This is a genomic window from Halosimplex carlsbadense 2-9-1 (assembly GCF_000337455.1).
GTDB lineage: Archaea > Halobacteriota > Halobacteria > Halobacteriales > Haloarculaceae > Halosimplex > Halosimplex carlsbadense.
Genome location: NZ_AOIU01000031.1, coordinates 262008 through 281046 on the forward strand (window position 1 = coordinate 262008; position 19039 = coordinate 281046).

The 19039-nt window shown below is 66.4% G+C and carries 18 protein-coding genes; 9 read left to right on the top strand and 9 right to left on the bottom strand.

Features of this window, described 5'->3' with window-relative positions:
• Positions 1–25: 25 nt before the first annotated feature.
• The 6 genes from C475_RS13490 to C475_RS13515 all read right to left on the bottom strand — a co-directional run bounded on the left by C475_RS13490 (position 26) and on the right by C475_RS13515 (position 6781).
• Positions 26–2440 (bottom strand): DUF2309 domain-containing protein, encoded by a 2415-nt coding sequence (locus tag C475_RS13490; protein WP_006884400.1) that lies wholly within the window; start codon positions 2438–2440, stop codon positions 26–28.
• Positions 2430–3914, bottom strand: a complete 1485-nt coding sequence (locus C475_RS13495) for a proton-conducting transporter transmembrane domain-containing protein (RefSeq protein ID WP_006884401.1) — start codon at positions 3912–3914, stop codon at positions 2430–2432. The genes C475_RS13490 and C475_RS13495 overlap by 11 nt, the downstream gene beginning before the upstream one ends.
• Before the next feature lie 425 nt (positions 3915–4339).
• Positions 4340–4804, bottom strand: coding sequence for an Lrp/AsnC family transcriptional regulator (locus C475_RS13500; RefSeq protein ID WP_006884402.1), 465 nt, complete (start codon positions 4802–4804; stop codon positions 4340–4342).
• 85 nt (positions 4805–4889) lie between these two features.
• A complete protein-coding gene (locus C475_RS13505; protein WP_006884403.1) occupies positions 4890–5558 on the bottom strand; it encodes an SdpI family protein in 669 nt (222 codons plus the stop codon).
• Between the two features lie 66 nt (positions 5559–5624).
• Positions 5625–5930 carry a chorismate mutase gene (locus C475_RS13510; RefSeq protein ID WP_006884404.1) on the bottom strand — a complete coding sequence of 102 codons (306 nt, stop codon included), beginning with the start codon at positions 5928–5930 and terminating at the stop codon, positions 5625–5627.
• The gene (locus C475_RS13515; RefSeq protein WP_006884405.1) at positions 5927–6781 is read right to left on the bottom strand and encodes a shikimate kinase; all 855 of its coding nucleotides are present in this window, start codon (positions 6779–6781) and stop codon (positions 5927–5929) included. The genes C475_RS13510 and C475_RS13515 overlap by 4 nt, the downstream gene beginning before the upstream one ends.
• A 187-nt stretch (positions 6782–6968) precedes the next feature.
• On the opposite strand from C475_RS13515, the gene C475_RS13520 reads away from it, so the two are divergent.
• Positions 6969–7397, top strand: a complete 429-nt coding sequence (locus C475_RS13520) for a DUF5796 family protein (protein ID WP_006884406.1) — start codon at positions 6969–6971, stop codon at positions 7395–7397.
• A gap of 69 nt (positions 7398–7466) precedes the next feature.
• On the opposite strand, the gene C475_RS25165 is transcribed toward C475_RS13520, so the two are convergent.
• Both C475_RS25165 and C475_RS13530 read right to left on the bottom strand, forming a co-directional pair.
• On the bottom strand, positions 7467–7601 hold the full coding sequence (locus C475_RS25165) for a DUF7128 family protein (protein ID WP_006884407.1): 135 nt from the start codon (positions 7599–7601) through the stop codon (positions 7467–7469).
• A gap of 124 nt (positions 7602–7725) precedes the next feature.
• Positions 7726–8469: an Lrp/AsnC family transcriptional regulator gene (locus C475_RS13530; RefSeq protein ID WP_006884408.1), complete on the bottom strand. Its 744-nt coding sequence runs from the start codon at positions 8467–8469 to the stop codon at positions 7726–7728.
• Positions 8470–8872: 403 nt separating this feature from the next.
• Here C475_RS13530 and C475_RS13535 point away from each other — a divergent pair, with 403 nt between their 5' ends.
• The 7 genes from C475_RS13535 to C475_RS13565 all read left to right on the top strand — a co-directional run bounded on the left by C475_RS13535 (position 8873) and on the right by C475_RS13565 (position 16422).
• Positions 8873–9223 (top strand): hypothetical protein, encoded by a 351-nt coding sequence (locus tag C475_RS13535; RefSeq protein ID WP_049930586.1) that lies wholly within the window; start codon positions 8873–8875, stop codon positions 9221–9223.
• A gap of 1 nt (position 9224) precedes the next feature.
• Complete coding sequence (locus tag C475_RS13540) at positions 9225–9668, top strand: universal stress protein (RefSeq protein WP_006884411.1); 444 nt, start codon at positions 9225–9227, stop codon at positions 9666–9668.
• Between the two features lie 55 nt (positions 9669–9723).
• Positions 9724–10410 (top strand): potassium channel family protein, encoded by a 687-nt coding sequence (locus C475_RS13545; protein WP_006884412.1) that lies wholly within the window; start codon positions 9724–9726, stop codon positions 10408–10410.
• A gap of 115 nt (positions 10411–10525) precedes the next feature.
• Positions 10526–12055, top strand: coding sequence for a TrkH family potassium uptake protein (locus C475_RS13550; protein ID WP_006884413.1), 1530 nt, complete (start codon positions 10526–10528; stop codon positions 12053–12055).
• Between the two features lie 122 nt (positions 12056–12177).
• Positions 12178–12843 carry a potassium channel family protein gene (locus C475_RS13555; protein ID WP_006884414.1) on the top strand — a complete coding sequence of 222 codons (666 nt, stop codon included), beginning with the start codon at positions 12178–12180 and terminating at the stop codon, positions 12841–12843.
• Between the two features lie 2 nt (positions 12844–12845).
• On the top strand, positions 12846–13982 hold the full coding sequence (locus C475_RS13560) for a universal stress protein (protein WP_049930587.1): 1137 nt from the start codon (positions 12846–12848) through the stop codon (positions 13980–13982).
• Positions 13983–14232: 250 nt separating this feature from the next.
• Entirely contained in the window at positions 14233–16422 is a 2190-nt protein-coding gene (locus tag C475_RS13565) for an AAA family ATPase (protein ID WP_006884416.1), read from the top strand.
• 40 nt (positions 16423–16462) lie between these two features.
• Here the strand turns inward: C475_RS13565 and C475_RS13570 are convergent, their stop codons facing one another.
• Positions 16463–17305, bottom strand: coding sequence for a hypothetical protein (locus tag C475_RS13570; RefSeq protein ID WP_049930590.1), 843 nt, complete (start codon positions 17303–17305; stop codon positions 16463–16465).
• Between the two features lie 201 nt (positions 17306–17506).
• Between C475_RS13570 and C475_RS13575 the strand changes: the two genes are divergently transcribed.
• Entirely contained in the window at positions 17507–19036 is a 1530-nt protein-coding gene (locus C475_RS13575; protein ID WP_006884418.1) for an aldehyde dehydrogenase family protein, read from the top strand.
• Positions 19037–19039 lie beyond the last annotated feature (3 nt).

Genomic DNA, 19039 nt, shown 5'->3' on the forward strand with positions numbered 1-19039 from the left:
GGACCCCGGCCGGGCGCCGGGCCTGTCAGTGAACGAGCGGCGTCGCGGCGTCGGCCCGCTCCCACTCGAGGTCGCCCTGGTAGTGGACGGCGGCGTTGTCCTGCTCGGGGTCGACGACCGAGAGCGAGATCCAGCCGTTGTCGAACAGTTTCGCGACCTCCTCGTGACGGGCGAGGATATCGGTGACGCGCTCGACCGGGGCGTGGATGACCGCCGTGAGGCGGAGCGGCTGGTGGTACGGTTGCTCGCTGTCGACATTCAGCGACTGGAGCGGGAGCCCGGTCATCAGGTCGCCGCCGTTGCCCTGGACGACGCCGACGTTGCCGCGGGCGTTCTGCGTGACCTTCGAGCCGCTCCCGTAGACGGCGTTGTCGACCGTCGCGAAGTAGTACTGGCTGTTGATCCACTGGGTGACCACGAGCGGCCCCGCCACGATCGCCTCCAGCGCCTCCCCGTCGGGGTCGGTCGCCCAGTCGTAGGAGTGGAGGAACGCGCGCCCGTCGAGGTCCTCGCCCGCGGTCAGTTCGCGCGGGCCGATGACGAACGACGCGTTGCCGGCCAGGCCCCACTCGGGGCGGGTCTCCGCCCAGTCGGCCGTCCGGCGCTTCGTCTCGCGGACGCCGTCGTCGGGGTCGCTCCCGGGCATCGACTCGGCGCGCTCGGCCGTAGCGCCGGCCCGCGCCTCGTCGAGGTCCGCGCGGAGGCGTTCGAGGTCGTCCTCGTGGCTCTCGGGCACCGGACCGTCGAACAGATCGATCTCGTCGGTCGTCGTGTTGTGCTCGCCGGCGAGGAAGACGGTGTCTTCGGGGATCTCGAAGCCGCGCTCGCGCAGTTCGGCCCTGACCTCGTCGTCGTTACAGATCGCGGCGAGGGCGCGGGCGTTCGGGCCGCCGGGGTTGCCGGCGCAGGCGCCGCAGTCGAGGCTCGAATCGAACGGGTTGTTCGTGGTCTCGCTGGCGTGGCCCGCGAAGACGACCAGCCGGGCGAACTCCTCCCAGCCCATCAGCTCGAAGGCCGTCTCGGCGCACTCGACCTTCTCCGAGAGGGTCATCCCGCGGGGCAGGGCGTCACTCTCCGGTTCGCCGCGGCGGTCGAGCGTGGGCTCGCAGAACTCCGCGGGCGAGGGGACCCGGTCGTCGACCGCGTCGGAGAAGTCGGCCACGACAGACGGCAGCAGGGTCCGGGTCGCCATCGCCGCGCCGTAGGCGCTCCCGCCGCCCTCGACGAACGTAAAGGCGGCGGCGACGTTCGTCTTCAGCGACTTAAGGTGCTTGCGAGCGGCGGTCGCGAGCCCCGCCCAGCGGTCGTGAGCGGCCTCCTGATGATCGTGGTGTGGCCGCTCGGTGACGCGGTATTCGGGGTCAACGATGGGGGGGCAGGCGTCGATCTCCGCGTCCGAATCGTGCCCCTCGTAGCGCATGGGGACGCCGAAAAAGCCCGCGTAGCCGTGGGTCTCGTACGGCCCGGCGGCCTCGATGTGGCGGCGGACGACCTCCGAGCGGGTGTCGATACAGAAGACGAGCTGGGCGGCCGGGCGCTCGCTGTCGGTCGACGACTCCGTGACCGACCGGTCGACGCCGTCGAGCAGTTGGCTCCGGTAGCTCTTCTCCCAGGCGCTCAGCCAGACCTCGGCCAGCGGCGTCTCGTCGGGCCCGTCGCCCGCTGCGGGGTGGCTGTGGTCGTCGACCGCTCCGCCGTCGTCGGGGTCGACGGGCGCGCCGAGCAGGTCGGCCAGGGTCAGCCGAACCGCGAGGTAGTCGAGCAGGGAGACGGGGTACTTCGACTGCCACGGCCCGGCGTGGCCGTCGGCCCGCTGCTTGACGAAGCCGGTCCACCCCGGAAGCGCGGCGAGGTGGCGCTCGAAGACGCTCTCCCACCGACCTTCCGGGTAGTCCGAGAGGACGGCTTCGAGCGCCTCGACTGGCGTTTCGGGGAGGTCCGACGGGTCGTCGCAACCGGGTATCTCACCATCGTGTGGCGCGAGCTCGCGCCAGGCGGCGTAGAACCCGCGCTCGCGGCCCGGCATCGACCACTGCGCCTGCCCCTGGTCGAGGAACGCGGCGAGCCACTTCGAGAGTATCCGGTCGACCGCCTCCGTCGCGTCGTCGGCGTCGGAGCGGGTCTCGCGCTCGGACTCGGCGGTCGCCATCTCGTCGAGCAGCGCCTCGGGGTCGCCCGAGACGCCGTGGGCGTCGAGTTCCGCGCCCAGCAGGTCCGGGTCGATCCGGCCCGCCTCCCAGGCCTGTCGGAACACCGACGGATGGGGGTAGCCGCGGCCGCCGAACAGCTCCTCGGCGTCGGCGACCGCGCGGTGGAACGGCCGGTCCTCGAACCCCGCGAGGGGGTTGGCCGTGACGAACGAGTGCAGCGGCCAGACCGAACCGACTGCTTCGGCCGCGCGGTCGATACTGTCTTCGAGGGTAGCGCGTTCAAGCGTCATTGTAGTCCTCCGTGCTGGTGAGGATGGTGTTCGAGTCCGGCTGCGAGCGGTTCACCAGCTCGACGTAGAGCCGCTCGCTGGAGCGATGCCAGCCCAGTTCCGTCGCCAGATACGACAGGACGAACAGGGCGGCGACGGCGACGTGGACGACGGTCAGTTCGGTCGGCGCCGCCGCCATCGGCGCGTCCGCGATAACGGCGGAAACGGCGTTGAACAGCAGGCCGTAGGCGCCGATAGCCGTCAGGACGACCAGCGGGACGCTGAGAAGCCTGACGACCGGCGAGAGCGTCGACCGCCGCAGCACGTCACGCGTCGCGTGCATGGTCGTCAGGACGACCACCAGCGCCAGGACGAGCCCGCTGTTCAGTTCCGTCCCCTTCCCGGTGAGGACGGCGAACAGGGCGCCACCGCCGACCGCGGTGAGGAGGCCGACGGCGACACCGGCCAGCGTCAACCGGTCGTCTTTCGCCGCCTTCGGGGCGGTCTGCTCGACGGCCTCGCCCGACGACAGGAACAGGTACGCCTTGTAGAAGCCGTGCAGGACGAGGTGGGCGATGGCGGCGGCAAAAAAGCCCAGCCCGCACTGGAGTATCATGAACCCCATCTGCGCCATCGTCGAGGCGCCGAGTTTGCGCTTGACGTCCGTCTGGACGAGCAACAGCGCCTGCCCGAGCAGGGCGCTCAGCGCGCCGACGGCGACGACGAGGGACATGACGGCCGGCTCGTCCGCGAGCAGCGGCGCGAAGCGGGTCAACAGGATGCCCCCCGCGTTGACGAACCCGGCGTGCATCAGCGCCGAAGCCGGCGTGGGCGCGGTCATCGACGACAGCAGCCAGGTGTGGAACGGGAACAGCGCCGACTGGATCATCGCCGCGAGGACGATGCTCCCGACGGCGACGAGCGCGACCGACCGGGGGATGGTCTCGACCTGCCCGAGGATGCCCGTGATGGAAGTTGCGCCCGTCGCCCAGACGAGCGCCGCCAACCCGACGGCGAGCAGTCCGCTGCTGGCGAGGAAGTGCCGGCGAGCGACGCTTGCGGCGGCCCGCGCCTGCTGCCAGCCGCGGACGTGGCCGACGAGCGACGCCATGACGAGCCCCATGGCCAGCCACGCCCCCGCGAACAGCGCGACGTGGTCGGCCGCCGCCATCGTCACCACGACGAGCGTGAACGCGAAGATCCGTGCGAAGAAGGCCTCGACGCGGGCGTCGCCCGCCATGTACCGGCGAGAGTAGCTGTGGACGATGCCGCTGAAGAAGGTGACGACGACCCACATCACGGCGGTCAGTCCGTCGACGACGAAGAGGGTCCCGACCGACAACTCCCCGCCCGTGACCACCAGCGCGAGCACGCCAGCACTGAGTACGAAGAGGACCCAGACCGCAACGGTCGCCGCTCGGGGGACGAACGATGCCGACTGCGAAACTGTCTCTGAGAGCGGTGCGGCGTCGTTCGCGTTCGTTTGGCCGGTCATCGTCGTGTCCCCGACCGGTCCGTTTCGTCCCCGACCCGCCGATCGCAGCGGTAGGACCCAATCGAACCGGTCGTCGTTACAGCCCCATAGAACAATCTGATTATTATAACCACCGGTTCGCACAAATCGTCCGGAAAATACTGAATTAAAGAACATTATGGTTACTGTCTGCGGTTCTCACACCGGACTGGTCCCAGGGGTTCGTCGACCGGCCGCGAGACCTCTCACGAGCGGTTCTACTGGTCGCTGTCGGGCGCTGCGGTCGCCAGGAGGACGGTGTAACGACCGGCATCAGCCGGGTGTCGACACGGACCGGCGTCGAGGCGCGGTCGGCCGTTCGGTCGAACAGTTCGGTACCGTGAAGCCGGTTGAACGAACAGTCTGCTACATCCGGATCGTCGAACGAGGGGGGTGTTCGGTGGCGTTCACCCCGAGGAGAAGTCGTCGAACGGCGTCGCCTCGTGGCTGCGGACGAGCACCTCGTCGGCGACGGTCAGGCCCATGTCGAGCAACTCCTGTGCGACCGGCGTGATGTCGTCGTCGGACTCGCCGACGGCCGTCACGAGGAGGTTCTGCTCGCCGGTGACCAGCTCCTGAACCGAGACCACGCTTGGGATGTCGAGGATGTCGTCGATGAGTTCGCCCCGCTCGGGGATCGGGGCGGTACAGAACAGCAACATCCGGAGCGGGTAGCCGGATTTGTGGTAGTCGACTTCGGCGCTGTACCCCTTGATCACACCCTCGGATTCGAGCCGCTGGATACGCTTGCGAACGGTGCTCGACGAGGCCTCGGTCCGCTCGGCGATCTCGCCGGAGGAGAGGTTGCGCGCGTCCTCCTGCAGCGCCGCGAGGATCTCCCGGTCCACCTCGTCGAGTTCGTACTCCGCCATACCCCCGAGTTCCCGCGGTGGACATAAGGAACTTCGGCTCCCCGACACCGTCCGACTGGACTCACCGCGAACCGTCCGCGACCCCTCAGGCGCCCGGCGGCGCCGCGTCCCCGGCGTCGTCGAGTCGCTCGTAGAGATAGTAGGAGTAGACGACGGTGACGGCCGCGGTCGCCAGCGCGGGCACGAGCAGGAAGTAGACGGCGTAGTCGCCGGCGAGCAGGCCGGCCAGCGAGACGAGGGCGGTCAGCTTGAACAGTCGCCCGCCCAGTCTGTTGGTCCGATCCCACACCCGCTGGTCGCTGAGCGTCCACGGCGTGCGGATGCCGACGAACCAGTTCTGTTCGGCGTGGGTCAACAGGACCCCGACGTAGTAGAACAGCCCCGCCACCCCCGCGAGGACCAGCAGCGTGAAGTCGAACTCGTAGCCGAGGTTGAACGCGACCACGCCGCCGTGAACGAGGGTCATGAACGCCGCGAACAGCACGACGAACCAGTCGTAGTACGCGCGGAAGTCGGCGACGTTCTCACCCAGGGGGTCGAGACGCGGCAGTACCGCGAACAACGCGACGAGGACGGCCGACAGCCCCGGTATCAGCGCGAGCGCCACCGTCTTCGACATCGTGCCGTTGGGTTCGCCGGCGGCGTTCCAGTTGGTGACGATCGTGTCCGGAAGCGACGGCGCGGCGAGGACGCTCACGAGCGCCGAGACCGCGACGAGCGCGGCCGCGATACCGAAGCGTTGGGTCGTGTTCATACGCGTTGATACGTCGGCGTCCCTCAAGAATGGATAGGTCGGTTCGACGGCCGCCCCGGGCCCGGGTCAGCGACTCTCGCGCTGCTCTACTTTGTTCAGCTCGATGAGCAGGCGGAAGATGGCCTTGACGAGGTTCGAGTCCACGTCGAACTGCTCGGCGTTCTCGCCGGCGCGGTCCATGACGGCCTGTTCCTGCTCCTCGTCGGTGGTCGGGAGGCCCTGTTCGTCTTTGACCTGGGCGATGGTGTCGGCGACGTAGGTCCGCTGGGCTATCTGTTCGACGATCTCGCGGTCGATCGACTGTATCTCGTCGCGCAGTTCGTCCAGGTTCATCTCCTCGGCGTACTGTGTCGTGGATTCGTCTTGGCTCATGAGATTCGTGTCCCCTCCGTCTGTGTGGTCGTCAGCCAGGTGCGACCCTCGCGGTCGCTCCAGCGGTCGCGCAGCGCTTCCAGCGCCTCGCGGTCGCCGACGGCGGTGAAGCTCGGCCCCGTCCCCGACAGCGAGACGCCGTGAACGACCGGCATCGCCTCGACGACCGGGTCGGTCGGGAAGTCGAGCGCGGCGCAGAAGGCCAGCCCGTTGACCGTCATCGCGCGGCCGAACGCGCCGTCGAGCGCGAGGTCGGCCACGAGGTCGGCCATCGGCGCGACCCGCTTGCAACTGTCGACGTCGGCGTCCGCCGAGAACGAGCGCTCGGGCGGCGTCCACACGAGGACCGCCCAGTCGCGTTCCTCGCGGGCGAGCAGTTCGTCGTCGGCGTTGTCGGTGACGGTGACACCGCCGAGCATGCTCGCGCTGGCGTCGTCGAAGGCGCCGGTGACCGTCACGCCCGCGTCGCGAGCGGCCTGCACACCGATTCGACAGGCGTCCTCGCGGGATATCTCCTCGGCCGCGTCGAGCGCGTCCAGCGTCGCCAGCACGGTCGCGTTCGCGGCGGCGCTGGAACTCTTCAGGCCGGATGCCATCGGCACCTCGCTCTCGGTGCGGACCCACCCGCCCTCACCGTCGCCGAAGCGGTCGGTGACGGCGGCGACGCAGCGCTCGATCAACTCGGTGTCGGCGTCGGGGTCCTCGGCGACCTCCCCGGTCACGCCGTCGGCGCCTGCGTCGAGTTCGACCGTCGCGGTCGTGTACTCGTCGATGGCGAACGCCGACCCCTTGCCGTTCGCGAGGGCGTTCAGCACCGTCCCCGCCGCGGGGGCGACTGCCTGTCCTTCCATCGTCTCTCTGTCTTCCCGGGCGGTATTTACCTCTGTGGGAATCCTGTGACCGAAGCGGACGGAACGTCGACGGGGAAACGAACCGGGTGTGCCGACTCGCCGGAGACCCGCCAGGCCCAGCGGCGGGACCACTCGCCGTCGGGTCCGGAGCGCGACGCTTTTGAGGCGCTGGCGGGAACTCACGGGTATGAGCGCGCGCAACGACGTGCCGCCGGACACGCTGGGGGTCGAACTGACGGAGGACGGGGTCGCCGTCGAATACGTCGACGGGCGGGAGGCCTTCTACCGCGGCGTCCCGACGGCCGTCGAGGACAGCGTCCGCGCCGGTCCCGGCAAGAACGTCCACGTGCTGGTCACCGACGCCTCCGAGACCCAGGGTATCATGCTGTACGTCAACGACCTGGACACACACGACGACATCCTGGAGACCACCGGTGTCGGCCGCGTGATGGTCGAGGACGGCGACGAGGAGCCGCTCTTCCAGGGCGTCACCGCCCGCTCGACGGCCCACCGGGTGGAGGTCGAGGCGGACCTGTCGGTCGTCAACGGGCGCGTGTTCGTCTTCGTCGAGGACGAGATGGGCGAGCGGAGCTTCGAGATCGTCGAGAACGCGTAGCGGTCCCCCGGCGGTCGTCCCCCCGTCGTACCGTTTTCCCGGTGGTCCGTTCCTCGCGTCGCGACCGGCCTACTGGATGTACGACGGTTCTTCGGCGTCGCAGTTGTCCTCGTGCTGGCGCGCGTCGGACTGGTCGTCGAACATCAGCCCGCACGCCTCGCACTTGTACCAGGTCATTTCGTCGCGCTCGGTAGTCACGACCATGGTAGTGTGTGCGACGGCACAGGGTAAAGGCGTTTCTCCGGTCGGGCACCCTGCTCGTTTCGTGTGCGTACCTTTCCTCTCGCCTCACTGATCCCCGCAGTGGTCCGCTTTCGTCCACCCCTCCTCACTGCGCACCAAACACCTGTAACGCGTCGTTCTCTAACCCCGTTTTCGAGAACAGAGAAACGACATCTCCCGGCCGAATCGTCGTCTCGCCTTTCGGCGTGAGCACGTCACCTTCCCGTTCGATACCGACGACCAACATCTCGTCGGCCAGCAGTCCGTCCGCAACTGCTCGTTCGATCGTCAGCCCGGCGACTTCGGCGCTCTCCGAGACGGTGAACTGAGCGACTTCCGCGTCCCCGGCGAGGCTCATGAAGTCCGTCAACGACGGACCTTTGGGAACGGTATCCGGCCCGAACGGATTGTACGGAGCGTGATACTCGTCTTCGATCACGTTCTCCCCCTCGATTTCCAATCCGAGATCCGCGAGTTCGCTGGCGGTCTGGTTGATATCCGCAGTGTCTGCCCCGACGACCGTGACTACCAGATTCGCAGACCCCGACATCAACTCTCGAACCGTTACCACACCGGAAACTTCCCGGGCCGCCTGCGCGAGTCGGGCACGTTCCGGGATCGGAGCCGTACACCGGATCTGATAGGTGATGTACCCGTCGATAGATTTGTACTGGATGTCGGCGAGATATCCTCGAAGGATCCCGTCCGCCTCGAGTTGGTCGATCCGATTTCGAATCGTCGCCGGCGTCACGTCCATCTCGTCGGCGATATCCGATGTCGCCGTGTTCCGCGCGTCCAGTGCCAGATAATACAGAATGCGTTTGTCGATCTCGTCGACGTGGTGGGCCATGCAGGAACTATGATTACGGTTAATATAGGGTCTTCCCTGTCGTCCAGTGGCGTTCCACAGACGAGAGACGCTGGTTTCGCACGATATCTCTGCCGTGTCTCCAGATCCGTTCGACCGAAGTGATTCGCCAATTTGCAACGGTCTATCGAACTCGTCGGGTTCGGCCGATTCGTCAATCTAACGCCATCCCCTGTTCGACGGGGCACTGTATTTTCGCTTCGGAAAAATATAGGTCCTATATATTCCCTAGACGAAATCAAAACCCAATACTTATTGTCTGTCGCAAATCCTATAGCAGAGTAGAACGATTCCGTGACAGCGATCACGTCGCTGGAAGCGTCGGCCCGTCGGCCTTCGCGCTCCGCGTGGTCAGGCTGGAAGCGGCAGTGAGCAAAGACAACCCATGACTCCAACCAAAATCGACTCCCCCGAGGATGTCCCTGCGGAGGTCGCTACTGCACTCGAAGGTAGTAGTGACAGTCAGCTCCGTGAGATCATCCATTACGCGCAGCAACTCCTTCGGGAGCATCCGCCGCTCACCGACGTGATCGAATCACGAGAGGGGGAAGCACTCGTTCGCACGGAAGACCACGGCGCGTACTCGATCGTCGTCGTGGAACGCTCGGATGAAACTGGCGAGGCACGCGGGCCGTTCGCCTACAGGGTCAGATGGGAACCCGATATCGAAGACGAGAAGGGCCGATACAGATGGCACTACCTCGGAAAAGTCGACGGTAACAGCGGGGACGACTGAGATGGCGAAGCCATTCTTCCAGCGGGTCGTCGTTCCCGTCGCAAACTCCGGGGACGCCGAAGCGACGGCTGCTACGCTCGTCCCGTACGCCGAGGGAACGGATTGTGAGGTGGTCGCAGTCCACGTTATCGAGAAAGCGGGTGAAGCACCCAACAAGGCCTCCGTGGAGCAGCGGGAACAGTGGGCGCAGGAGATGTTCGCCGCCATCTCCGATGGGCTCTCCGATACCGGGGTCACCCTCGAAACGAAGACCCGCTACGGAACCGATATCGCCGCAACAGTCATCGACGCGGCTCACGAGTTCGATGCAACTGCCATCGCGTTCACTCCCCGCGGCCGAAGCCGCTGGCGGAAACTATTGGCTGGAGACGTGACCCACAATCTCGTCACCAACACCGACGTGCCGAGTCTGGTTCTCAGCGACCGAGCGGTGAGCGAACGATGAGGAAGGCCGGGTATCGACCGCGCGACAGAGAGTAAGCTGTCAGAATACAATACATATGTACATCGTTATCGTCGGCGCGGGGGACATCGGAATGCCACTGATAGACATCGCGACTCGGTCCGGAAACGAAGTCGTGGTGATCGAGAACGACACGGCGAGGGCCGACGCGGTCGCCAGCGAATACGACTGCCTGGTGCTCGATGCGGACGCCACGCTGAAAGAGACCCTCATAGACGCCGGGGCTGGACGGGCTGACGGCATCGTCTCGACGACCGACCAGGACGCGACGAACGTCATGGTCGCGTTGCTCGCACAGGAACTCGACATTCCCGCTATCGTTTCGGTCGTCCACAATCCGGAACACATGACCCTGTTCCGTCAGATCGGGGTGAACACGATCGAGAACCCGCAGCAACTCATCGCCGAGTACCTCTACCGAGCGGTCGCCAGACCGGCGATCGTCGATTACATGCGAATCGGTGAGGAAGCGGAGGTGTTCGAAATCACGGTCACGGAGAACGCTCCGATCGCTGGTAAGACACTCACTGAAGCGGGAACCGGGGGTATCCTGTCAGATGACGTCCTCATCGTCGCGATCGACCGGGAGAGCGAAGACAAGCCGCTGACACCCCGAGGGAACACGAGAATCGAGGCGAACGACCTACTGACGGTCTACTCCGGGTCCGGAGCGGATCCGGAGCTTACCGACATCTTCGGGCATTACGAAGATAAGGCAGCGTGAATGATGAGCGAGAAGTAACATGTCAAATAATACTACAGGCCGCCTCGACTCCGTGACCGCCTCGAAGACGGTAATCAGAGACATCGGTGCCTTGCAAGTTCTCGTCGGTGGGCTGATGCTGGTCCCGCTGGTCGTCTCTCTGCTGTACCAGGAGTTCTACAGCGCGCTCGCGTTCCTGATCGCTGCAGGGATCACTGCCCTCGCTGGCGGGGCCGCGTACAGGCTCTGTGAGGATGCCCCCGAACCGCAACGCTATCACGCGATGATCGTGGCGGCGCTCGGATGGCTCGCCACGGCCGCGTTCGGTGCGCTCCCGTTCGTTATCGCGGCCTACATCACGCCATCGGCCGTACTCGAATCCCTCGTGCCGGCGGGGGCGAGCTATCAATCGAGTCTCCTCAACTTCCAGAATCCGCTCCACGCGTTCTTCGAGAGTATGAGCGCGTACACGACGACGGGCCTGACGATGAGCGTCCGCGAACCGTCAGTCGGCCACGGGTTCCTCTGGTACCGCTCTCAGTCGCAGTGGGTCGGCGGCGCGGGGATGATCGTCCTGTCGCTGGCGATCCTCCGGCAACCGCACGGGACCGCAGGGATCTCGCTGTACCAGTCGGAAGCGCGAAACGAGAAGTTACGGCCGAGTATCGCGGGCACCGCGCGTGCGATCTGGAAGATTTACGTCGGGATCACCGCCCTGGTCGCCGTCTATCTCGCAGCCGCGACCTTCCTCGTCCAGCCCGGGTACGGCATCGAGCCCACGATCTTCGACGCGCTCAACCACGCGATGACCGGCCAGTCGACGGGTGGATTCAGCACACTCGACGATTCCATCGCCGGCTACGGCTCGTACGCGATGGAGGTCGTCCACATCCCGGGGATGATCACGGGGGCGATCGCGATCCCGGTCTACTACGGGGCGCTCTCCGAGCGGGACCTCAGAGAGTTCACTCGGGACCCCCAGGTCAGGATGATGTTCGGCATGTTCGTCGTCGGTGTGGTCGGCCTGACGGCGTTCCTCGCTCGATGGGTCGGCGTTCCCTACAACGGCGACCCGATAGGGTACGTCGGACGCGTGGCGACGAGTCAAGCGTTCCGTGACGGGCTCTTCCAGTTCATCAGCGCACAGACGACCACCGGCTGGCAGACGTCGGCGATCGGTGACTGGAATGGCGGGGCGGTCACGTTCATCGTCCTCGGTGCGATGCTACTCGGTGGCTCCGCAGGTGCGACCGTCGGCGGGATCAAGATCCTGCGCGGGTACATCATCGCCCGCGGGATCAGCTGGGAGGTGTCTCGGGTGTTTCTCCCCGGACACGCGGTCGACGACCTCCGCATCGGACAGCGGATATTCAAAGCCGACGAGGCGAACGACGAGATCCGAGCCGCGACCACCTTCGCGTTCACGTATCTCATCCTGTTGGCGCTGTCGCTGTTCGTGCTGTTGGCGGTCCTCCCGGGGGATTTCACGCTCGCCGACGGCATCTTCGAGGTCGCGACGGCACAGGGGACCGTCGGACTCTCGTCGGGGATCACCGGACCGGGTATGCCAGTCGTCGCCGAGGTCCTCTTCATCCTCCAGATGTGGATGGGGCGGCTGGAGATCATTCCCGTCCTCGTCCTGGTTAACAGTCTCTTCAGGCGGTGACTCGTATGGTCTGCGAGCTGCAGTCCGAGAATTCGATACTCGATGTCCCCGACCCGCCACACCCTGCCGTTCGCTGTCGGCCGTATCGCTAGCAAACTGTCTCAGTCGCGATCCCACCACCAATGTACGTAATCATCATCGGCGCCGGACGCACCGGAAGTACCGTCATCGACCTCGCAACCCAGGACGACCACGAAGTCGTCGTCATCGAACGCGACACGGAGCTCGCGGAGGAGGTGAGTGCGACCTACGACTGCCTGGTCATCAACGCGGACGCGGCGTCGAAGGACATCCTGCTCGAAGCCGGTATCGAGGAAGCAGACGCCCTGATATCGACGACTGAGAGCGACTCGGTGAACCTCATGATCACCATGTTCGGGAAACAGTACGGCGTCGAGACGCTCGTGAGTTCGATCAACGACCCCGCACACATGGAACTGTTCGAGGACCTCGGCGTGAACATCGTCGAAAGCCCCCACCAACTCAACGGTCAGTACCTCTATCGGGCCGTCGAACACCCCGCGATTCAGGATTTCATGCCGATCGCCGGCGACGCCGAGATCTTCGAGGCCACGGTCGAAGACGGCGCTGCGATAGCAGGCCTCACCCTGATAGAGGCGGACAAGCAAGATCTACTACCCGAAGAGACGATCGTCGTCGCGATCGTCAGAAACGACGAACTGCTCATCCCACAGGGTCAGACCGAGATCAAGCAGGGCGATGTCGTGACGATCTTCGCCGGGAATGGCGCGAGAAGAGAGATAACAGACATCTTCAGGAGTACGTGACGATGGCAAACGACTCCGGGCAATCGGATGTTCGAATTACCGTTCCACGCGATACGCCCGACTCGGACGACGATTCGTACGTCCGTAGCGGTCCGGTGATGCAGAACCGTGAGTATCTCGTCGTCGTTCCAGTCACCGGCACGCTGCTCGATTCGTATACAGGGATCAACGTCCGGCGATTCCTCCGAACGGCGGTCGCACTCGCAGCGGACAACGACGGTCGAGTCCTCCTGGCCGGGGTCGAGACTGTGCCCGAATCGGCACTCGAAACCGTTCGAGAGCACGTTCAGACGGAAGAACCGGCCGCAACGAAATCGGGCGCGGTGGAGCCCATCGCAGAGCGGCGGTCGCAGCTAGCGCAGATGGCCGATGTGGCGCAGCAACTCGCTCCAGACGTCCCGGTTACCGCGAGCGTCCGCGCTGTGACGGACGTCACGCGCGGCGTTCTCGGCGTCGTCGACGGGAGAAGCGAGACGGCTGTCCTGCTGTTACGTGGGGCCGGACTCGACGAGGGCTGGCTACTCAACCGAAGCACGATCGATACGATCCTGGCTGACGCAGCGTGTGACGTGTTCGTCGAAAACATGGGCGCGGAGGGCGGAGAGAATACGCTCTACGTTCCGGCTGTCGACGAGCACACTGTCGCCCCTCTCGCCGAATCCGAAGCGGAGACGATAGATTCGATACTGCTCCCCGTCGGGACGGGACCACACGCTGCTCTCGCTGCAGAAGCAGCGCGCGCCGTGGCACGCCACGCCGATGCGTCAGTCACCGTTCTGCACGTCGTTTCACCCGATGCGGCTGCCGAAGAGACAGCCGACGGTGAAGACCTGCTGACGTTCGCTGACCACGTCCTCGGTCCCGATGTGAGGTCCGAAACGGAACTGAAGGCGGCCGCCGATACGACCGACGAGATCGTGCGGCGAGCGAAGGAGTACGATTTCGTCTCGATCGGGGCCCCGGAGCAGAAATCCGGGCTGAAAGAGATAGTCTTCGGCTCGGTACAGCAGACGCTTTCAGAGCTGAACGGGGTAACCGTCCTCATGTCACGTGACTCCGATCGAACGATGCGGTCGCTGTACTATCGATGGAAACAGGGTATCGAAGCGACGGCGGACGATAGTGATTCTGACACCTGACAGACCCCTGTTTCAACGATGGTCGGGTCGTCACAGTGAGCTTTCTACGCGGACCAGAGGACGCGGTGGATGTTTCCTCGCGAGTGCTGAAGGGCCGGCGAACTCTCGGGCCGTTCGCGCGGGACGGTCACGCCAGAACAAGACGGGCGAGGTGGTTCGCCCACGTTTCTGACTCGGAGGTCGCGCCCTGTGCGACTCCCGATCGAAAGCGGTGGGGAAGCGTAATGAGCATCGGCCCGATAGCGGAGGTATGGGAAGCGGCGACGCAATCGAGGTCTCCGTCGAAGGTGCGAACAAGCGCGACGCCGGCCGCGGCATTGCGCGGGTCCCCGAGCGGGTCCGCGCCGCGCTGGGCGTGTTGAGCGGCGACCCGCTCGTCATCCAGGGCGAGCGGGCGACCGTCGCGAAGGCCTGGCCGGAGAGCGGCGACGGCGCCTACATCCGCATCGACGCCGACACGAGAGCTAACGCCGGTGTGAACATCGGCGACACCGTCACCGTCGAACAGACCTCCGTCCGCGAGGCCGACAGTCTGACCGTCCGCCTGGCTCAGGCGGTGGGGCTCGGCGACGCACAGCAGGAGTCGGCGGTCCGACGCGCCCTCCTCGACCGCCCGCTCCGCGAGGGCGAACAGGTCCACATCGACGGCGTCGGCGCCTTCGCCGTCTCCGGGACCGACCCCGCCGGCGCGGTGCGGGTCACCGACGAGACGGACATCACGGTACTCCCGCCGATAGACGGGACGCCGACCGGGGGCGCGACCGGCGGATCCACCGGTGGGACCGGCGGGGCGACGGGAGCGAGCGGGGCGTCAAGCGGTTCGACGGGAACGACCGCGAGCGGTGCGGCCGCCGAGTCGACGCCCGACGAGTCGGCCTCCCGAACGGGCGTCTCCTACGAGGACATCGGCGGCCTGGACGACGAACTCGACCAGGTCCGGGAGATGATCGAGTTGCCGCTGTCGAACCCCGATCTCTTCACTCGTCTGGGCATTTCGCCGCCACGAGGCGTGTTGCTGCACGGGCCGCCGGGGACGGGGAAGACGCTCATCGCCCGCGCGGTCGCCAACGAGGTCGACGCCTACTTCGACGTGATCTCCGGGCCGGAGGTCGTCTCGAAGTACAAGGGCGAGAGCGAGGAGCGACTGCGCGAGGCGTTCGACCACGCCGAGGCGAACGCGCCGGCGATCATCTTCGTCGACGAGATCGACGCCATCGCGGGCGAGCGCGACGAGGACTCCGACATGGAGAACCGCGTCGTCGCGCAGCTGCTCACCCTGCTCGACGGGCTGGAGGACCGCGGACAGGTCATCGTCATCGGCGCGACGAATCGGGTCGACAGCATCGACCCCGCGCTCCGGCGGGGCGGCCGCTTCGACCGGGAGATCGAGATCGGCGTCCCCGACGAGACCGGACGCCGGGAGATCCTCGACGTGCACACTCGCGGGATGCCGCTGGCCGAGGACGTGGATCTGGACCGGGTGGCCTCTCGGACGCACGGCTTCGTCGGTGCAGACCTGCACACGCTGACGACCGAGGCCGCGATGCACGCGCTCCGGCGGACGCGCGACGAACCCGAAGTCACGCGGGAAGATCTCGAAGCGGCGTTACGGACGGTCGAGCCCTCGGCGATGCGGGAGTACGTCGCCGAGTCACCGACGGTCACGTTCGACGACGTGGGCGGGCTCGCGGAGGCGAAATCGACGCTCGAACAGGCCGTCGAGTGGCCCCTGGAGTACGGCCCGCTCTTTACCGCGACCAACACCGACCCGCCCTCGGGCGTCTTGCTTCACGGGCCGCCGGGAACGGGGAAGACCCTCCTCGCCCGCGCGGTGGCGGGCGAGAGCGGCGTCAACTTCATCCGCGTCGCGGGGCCGGAACTGATGGACCGCTACGTCGGCGAGAGCGAGAAGGCGGTCCGGGAGGTGTTCGACCGCGCCCGCCAGACCGCGCCGGCGATCGTCTTCTTCGACGAGATCGACGGCATCGCGGGCGGCCGGATGGACGGCAACGAGGTGACCGAACGCGTCGTCTCGCAACTGCTGACGGAGATGGACAGCGCCGCCGAGAACCCGAACGTCGTCGTCATCGCGGCGACGAACCGCCGGGACATGCTCGACGACGCGCTCCTGCGGCCCGGTCGCCTCGAACAGCACGTCGAGGTCCCGAACCCCGACGAGGCGGGTCGGCGCGCGATCCTCGACGTACACACCGAGGGCAAGCCCATCGGCGACGACGTGGATCTGGACGAACTCGCGGTCGAGACGGAGGGACTGTCGGGCGCACAGATCGAGTCACTGGTCCGTGCGGCATCGATGCGAGCTATCAGCGAGGTCGCCGCGGGCGTCGACCCCGAAGAGGCGAACGAGCGGGCCGACGACGTGGTGATCGGTCGCGACGACTTCGAATACGCGATCGAGCGGATCGAGCCGTCGGGCTGACTCACCGACGTGGGGCCGCGGAGCGGCGAGTCCCGTTCGGTCACCTGCGGCGCGCGACCCGCTGGTTCACGGGGTCCGAGCGGTCGTGGAGGGTTCCGCAGTCGGTACACTCCCAGACGAACGCCCCGAGCCGCCGGTACCCGGCCGGCGATCCGTCCGGGTTGACGTTCCAGTTCCGCCCGCAACTCCGACAGCCGTCCGGTCGGTACTTGCCGCTGGTCGGCGGTTCGCGCTCGCGGGCCACTCGTTCCTGCTCCGGGGGCGCGATCTCGTAGAGAACTGAGCGGAGGGCCTCTGCGGAGAGACGCTTCTGGAGGGTCTTGATCCCCGCGGCCAGGTCCTCGCGGCGCGACTCCAGACGCTGGTATCGCTCGTCGTCGCAGCTGTCACCGCGGAGTTCGACCTCCCTGGACGACAGCCGGGTCGTACACTCGTAGTACTGGACGAGCAGGCGGCCGTAGGAGGCCATCGCGACCTGTCGACTGACGACCTGCCGGAGCGAGTCCCTGTCGATCGGCTCGCACAGCGTGGCGTTCTCGTCGAGGACCCGATCGGCGACCGGTTCGTGCCGACTCGTGGTGAGTACCGTCCGTACGAGCGGCGACTGCTCGTCGAGCAGGTCGGCTACGGCGCCCCGTTTGGACTCCGACAGCTCGTGGCGCACCAGCGCGACCGCCGTCGAACCGTCGACGACTCGGCGTCCCTCTCCGATGGACTGGACGGTGACCACCTCGATGGCGTCGGGGAGCCATCGTCGGTACAGTGCCGACCGTGTCGAGTCGTCGAACACCGCGACGGTCGGCCCGTCGCCGTCGCGCACCCGGGGCGGATCGGCCCCGTCGTCGGCCTCCGCACTCCCGGGCGGCCCTGTTGCGGTAGCCATCTGTTTACTTGCCCATCTCCGTATTTATAATCAACTATAATTAAACTTTTCCGTGAGGTATCGGCGATGATATCGCGAGGCTTCGGCAGCGGTCGGCGCCGGAGGGATGTTGGGAAGCGCTGGGACGCGGCCGAGCGGTACGGCGGCGGAAGTTCGTGGGGGCGCAGGGACTTTTTGACCGTTGCGGTCGAACAGTTACGTATGAGCCAGCCCGAGGACCCCTTCAGGCACTACGTCGACGGCGAGTGGACGACCGGATCGAGCGAGGAGACCTTCGAGAGCGCGAATCCGGCGACGGGCGAGACGCTCGGGGAGTTCTACCGCGCGACCCCGGCGGACGTGGAGCGAGCCGTCGATGCGGCCGAGGAGGCCTTCGAGGAGTGGCGTCGGCTGTCATACATCGACCGCGCGGAGGTGCTCTGGGAGGTGTACCACGAACTTCGGGACCGCACGGACGAACTCGGCGAGATCGTCACCCGCGAGTGCGGCAAGGAGATCAGCGAGGGCCGCGCGGACGTGGTCGAGGCCGCCCACATGGTCGAGTGGGCCGCCGGCAACGCCCGCCACCCCCACGGCGACGTGGTCCCCTCCGAGATCGCCGCGAAGGACGCTTACATGCGGCGCAAACCCCGGGGCGTCGTCGGCTGCATCACGCCGTGGAACTTCCCGGTCGCCATCCCGTTCTGGCACATGGCCGTCGCCCTGGTCGAGGGCAACACCGTCGTCTGGAAGCCCGCCGAGCAGACCCCCTACTGCGGCCAGATTATCTCGGAGATGATGATCGACGCGGGGGTCCCGCCGGGCGTGTTCAACGTCGTCCAGGGCTTCGGCGACGCCGGCAACGCCATCGTCGAGGACGAACGCGTCTCGACGGTCCTCTTTACTGGGTCCGCCGAAGTGGGCCACAAGATCGACGAGAAACTCGGCGGCGTCCCGGGCCGCGACGCCGCCCTTGAGATGGGCGGCAAGAACGCTATCGTCGTCACCGAGGAAGCCGATCTGGACATCGCCCTGCATTCGGCGGTCATGTCCTCGTTCAAGACGACCGGCCAGCGCTGCGTCTCCAGCGAGCGCCTCATCGTCCACACCGACGTGTACGACGAGTTCAAGGAACGGTTCGTCGACCTCGCATCGGATGTGGCCGTCGGCGACCCCCTCGACGAGGACACCTTCATGGGTCCCGTCGTCGACGAGGGCCAGGTGGAGAAGTTCGGCACGTACAACGATCTCGCTCGCGAGGAAGGTGCCACCGTCCTCGTCGACCGCGAGGAACTGGACGACGCCGAGATCCCCGAGGGCCACGAGGACGGCCACTGGGTCGGCCCGTTCGTCTACGAGGTCGACTACGACCCCGACCTGCGGTGTATCCACGAGGAGGTGTTCGGTCCCCACGTCGCCCTGATCGAGTACGAGGGCGCCGTTGAGCGCGCCGTCGAGATCCACAACGACACCGACTACGGCCTCGCCGGCGCGATCGTCTCCGAGGACTACCGCCAGCTCAACTACTACCGCGACCACGCCGAGGTCGGCCTCGCCTACGGCAACCTCCCCTCCATCGGCGCCGAGGTCCAACTCCCCTTCGGCGGCGTGAAGAAGTCGGGCAAGGGCGCCCCCAGCGCCCGCGAGGTCATCGAAGCCGTCACCGAGCGCACCGCCTGGACGCTCAACAACTCGAAAGAGATCGAGATGGCACAGGGCCTCTCGGCGGACATCACGACCGACGAGGACTGACAC

Excerpts from the sequence above, each read along its gene's own strand:
- C475_RS13520 (WP_006884406.1), top strand. The coding sequence starts at position 6,969 with ATGAGCGCGCGCAACGACGTGCCGCCGGACACGCTGGGGGTCGAACTG.
- C475_RS13515 (WP_006884405.1), bottom strand. The coding sequence starts at position 6,781 with ATGGAAGGACAGGCAGTCGCCCCCGCGGCGGGGACGGTGCTGAACGCC.
- C475_RS13545 (WP_006884412.1), top strand. The coding sequence starts at position 9,724 with ATGTACATCGTTATCGTCGGCGCGGGGGACATCGGAATGCCACTGATA.
- C475_RS13490 (WP_006884400.1), bottom strand. The coding sequence starts at position 2,440 with ATGACGCTTGAACGCGCTACCCTCGAAGACAGTATCGACCGCGCGGCC.
- C475_RS13535 (WP_049930586.1), top strand. The coding sequence starts at position 8,873 with ATGACTCCAACCAAAATCGACTCCCCCGAGGATGTCCCTGCGGAGGTC.
- C475_RS25165 (WP_006884407.1), bottom strand. The coding sequence starts at position 7,601 with ATGGTCGTGACTACCGAGCGCGACGAAATGACCTGGTACAAGTGCGAG.
- C475_RS13510 (WP_006884404.1), bottom strand. The coding sequence starts at position 5,930 with ATGAGCCAAGACGAATCCACGACACAGTACGCCGAGGAGATGAACCTG.
- C475_RS13505 (WP_006884403.1), bottom strand. The coding sequence starts at position 5,558 with ATGAACACGACCCAACGCTTCGGTATCGCGGCCGCGCTCGTCGCGGTC.
- C475_RS13555 (WP_006884414.1), top strand. The coding sequence starts at position 12,178 with ATGTACGTAATCATCATCGGCGCCGGACGCACCGGAAGTACCGTCATC.
- C475_RS13560 (WP_049930587.1), top strand. The coding sequence starts at position 12,846 with ATGGCAAACGACTCCGGGCAATCGGATGTTCGAATTACCGTTCCACGC.
- C475_RS13495 (WP_006884401.1), bottom strand. The coding sequence starts at position 3,914 with ATGACCGGCCAAACGAACGCGAACGACGCCGCACCGCTCTCAGAGACA.
- C475_RS13530 (WP_006884408.1), bottom strand. The coding sequence starts at position 8,469 with ATGGCCCACCACGTCGACGAGATCGACAAACGCATTCTGTATTATCTG.
- C475_RS13570 (WP_049930590.1), bottom strand. The coding sequence starts at position 17,305 with ATGGCTACCGCAACAGGGCCGCCCGGGAGTGCGGAGGCCGACGACGGG.
- C475_RS13575 (WP_006884418.1), top strand. The coding sequence starts at position 17,507 with ATGAGCCAGCCCGAGGACCCCTTCAGGCACTACGTCGACGGCGAGTGG.
- C475_RS13540 (WP_006884411.1), top strand. The coding sequence starts at position 9,225 with ATGGCGAAGCCATTCTTCCAGCGGGTCGTCGTTCCCGTCGCAAACTCC.
- C475_RS13550 (WP_006884413.1), top strand. The coding sequence starts at position 10,526 with ATGCTGGTCCCGCTGGTCGTCTCTCTGCTGTACCAGGAGTTCTACAGC.
- C475_RS13500 (WP_006884402.1), bottom strand. The coding sequence starts at position 4,804 with ATGGCGGAGTACGAACTCGACGAGGTGGACCGGGAGATCCTCGCGGCG.
- C475_RS13565 (WP_006884416.1), top strand. The coding sequence starts at position 14,233 with ATGGGAAGCGGCGACGCAATCGAGGTCTCCGTCGAAGGTGCGAACAAG.